This window comes from bacterium (assembly GCA_021372615.1).
Lineage (GTDB): Bacteria > Armatimonadota > Zipacnadia > Zipacnadales > UBA11051 > JAJFUB01.
In genome coordinates this window covers 1-2,473 of sequence record JAJFUB010000140.1, presented here as the reverse complement: position 1 = coordinate 2,473, position 2,473 = coordinate 1, and the positions used below count along the sequence as shown (strand labels likewise).

The window sequence follows — 2,473 nt, the reverse complement described above, 5'->3', positions numbered from 1 at the left end:
TCCTGTGCACGGGCAACTCCTGCCGTAGCCAGATGGCTGAGGGGTGGGCGCGCGCGTTGCAGGGCGACGTCATCGAGCCTTACTCCGCCGGCCTCGAGAAGCACGGGATGAACCCGCTGGCCGTCAAGGTGATGGCCGAGGCGGGCGTGGACATCTCTGGCCAGTACTCCAAGACCACCGACGAGCTCGGCGACACCGAGTTCGACGTTGTGGTGACCGTCTGTGACCGGGCGCGGGAGTCCTGCCCCCTGTTTGCCGGCAACGCCAGGGTCGTCCATGTGGGCTTTGACGACCCGCCCTTCCTCGCGCGCGACGCCGCCACCGAGGAGGAGGCCCTGCCGCACTACCGGCGGGTCCGGGATGAGATCCGGGCGTTCGTGGAGAAGATGCCGCAGGTGCTGCAGGAGACGCCGGCTGACTGACAGCCCGGCCGGCACGCAGCCTCGCACCGGCGCCGAGGGCGCCAGAGGAGGTCGGTCCCATGCGTTGCGTTCACGCCGCTGACGTGCCCCCCGGTCAGGTCTGCGAGATCGGGGCGCAGGGCGTCCAGGTGCAGTGGCTGCTCGGCCCTGCGGAGGGCGCCCCCACCTTCGCCCTCCGCCGCTTCACGCTCGAGCCCAACGGGCAGACCCCGAGGCACTCGCACCCCTGGGAGCACGAGGTCTACGTCCTCCAGGGCGGCGGGGCGGTCGTGACCGAACAGGGCGAGACACCCGTCCGCCCCGACTGCGCCGTCCTCGTCCTGCCCGACGAAATCCATTGCTTCCGCGCCGGGGCCGAGGGCCTCCAGTTCCTCTGCCTGGTGCCGCTGGGCGAGGCGACCCAGGGGCACTAGCATCGCGTCACGCGATGGGCCATGTGTCCCCGTAGCGCGGCTGACCCGCGCGGGCAGGCAGGCGAGCCGCCTGTCCTGCTGCACAGCCTCTAGCCGTCACCGGGACAGCACGCGAGCATCAGCCTGCAGGGGTGCGTGTCGGCCCGGTCGGTGGGTGAGGCGCCGTGACCCACGGTGCGTGAGACGCACACACCGGCGGTCCTCACCGCCGGCCCGTCTCCGCAAGCCCGCGCCTCGGCGGGCCCTATCCCGTCTCGCGGGCATACACCCGCACGTAGTCCACCTCGAGGTCGCGGGGATAGGACATCTGGGGGTCAATCTCGCCGATCCAGCCCGAGTACTGGAACAGCGCCATCAGGACGAACATCCGCTCCTGGGGTGTGGGGCCCTCGTAGGTCTGCAGGCGCGTGCCGTCCAGATACCAGTCTATCCGCCCCTCCTGCCATTCCATCGCCCACACGTGGAAGTCGCTGGAGGCGTCCACCCCGACCTCAGGCCGGTAGTGGGCGTCGGGCGTGAAGTGGACGTTGAGGTCCACGGCACTGCTCGCATCGCCGATCAGCCGCCCCTGCTGCTCGATGATGTCAATCTCCACCACCCCCTCGCCCACTTCCCGCCGCCGACCGTCCGGCGTGTACTCCTGCTTGGTCGGGTCGCACTGGTGCAGCCAGAAGGCGCTCAGCAGCCCCTCCCCGCGCGGACACTTGCACCGGACCTCGAACCAGCCGTACTTCTGGGCGAACTTGTCGAGCACCTGGAACTCATCCGGCGTCGCCCCGAAGCGGTGGTCCGAGGTCTGCACACAACTGACGCACGGGGTGCTCTTGTCCGGCCGGAAGGGCAGCGTCTCATCAATCCGCAGCTTCAGGACGCTGTCCTCGATCACGGTGTGGGCGTTGTGGTCCACCCACCGACTCGGCTTGCCCAGCCTCCGGAAGTACTCCTTGCGCCCCGACCGGTACGCCGGGAACCAGTACATGTCATTCAGTTGTGGCCGGTCGAAGTCGTCTGCAAAGGTCAGCCGCCACCCCGGCTTCTCCACCGGCGGCTTCGCTCCATCCGTCCGTGACGCCTCACTCATCGCTCCCCATCCTCCGTGCGTCTAATCTGCGAGCCTCACGTCGCGCCTGCCTTCCCCGCCGCTCCGCTCCGTCCCTGCGGCCCCTACCACCGGTTGTACCGATACGGGTCATCCAGCGCCGCCGGCTCATCCAGGTAGTACGACTCCAGCCACCGCCCCGGCTCGAACAGCCCCAGCGGCCCGCGCATGATGCCCCCACCCCCGCGCAGGTCGCTGACCCGCACCACCAGCACGTTCGTCCCTACGCGCAGCAGCCCCGGCGGCACGGCATAGACGCGGTCGGCCGACCAGTACTCCTCCGGGTGGTTGTCGGTGCCGATGTGCCCCACCAGTTGCCCGTTCAGATAGGTCCAGTCCTCATCATCCACCGCCCCCACCTTCAGCGCGACGGACGCCGCCGGGACCTCCTGAAGCGCGAACTCCTTGCGGTACCACGCGATCCCGTCATAGTCCTTCAGATCGGCGGCCTTCGTCTCCCACCCGCCGGGCGTCTCCAGCTCCCGCCAGGCCGAGGCGTCGAAGTCCGGCGCCGCCACCTGTGCCGCCTGCAGCTTCTT

General features: G+C 69.4%; 4 protein-coding genes. 2 read left to right on the top strand and 2 right to left on the bottom strand.

The features are described from left to right. The first annotated feature begins 2 nt into the window (after positions 1 to 2). The gene (locus tag LLH23_20365) at positions 3 to 422 is read left to right on the top strand and encodes an arsenate reductase ArsC (GenBank protein MCE5240824.1); all 420 of its coding nucleotides are present in this window, start codon (positions 3 to 5) and stop codon (positions 420 to 422) included. Between the two features lie 59 nt (positions 423 to 481). Then, positions 482 to 835, top strand: coding sequence for a cupin domain-containing protein (locus tag LLH23_20360; protein ID MCE5240823.1), 354 nt, complete (start codon positions 482 to 484; stop codon positions 833 to 835). A 244-nt stretch (positions 836 to 1,079) separates the two neighbouring features. Here the strand turns inward: LLH23_20360 and LLH23_20355 are convergent, their stop codons facing one another. Together LLH23_20355 and LLH23_20350 are read right to left on the bottom strand one after the other, a co-directional pair. Beyond that, positions 1,080 to 1,916: a glycoside hydrolase family 16 protein gene (locus LLH23_20355; GenBank protein ID MCE5240822.1), complete on the bottom strand. Its 837-nt coding sequence runs from the start codon at positions 1,914 to 1,916 to the stop codon at positions 1,080 to 1,082. 83 nt (positions 1,917 to 1,999) lie between these two features. Continuing rightward, on the bottom strand, positions 2,000 to 2,473 hold a 474-nt coding region (locus LLH23_20350), incomplete at its 5' end, for a beta galactosidase jelly roll domain-containing protein (GenBank protein ID MCE5240821.1).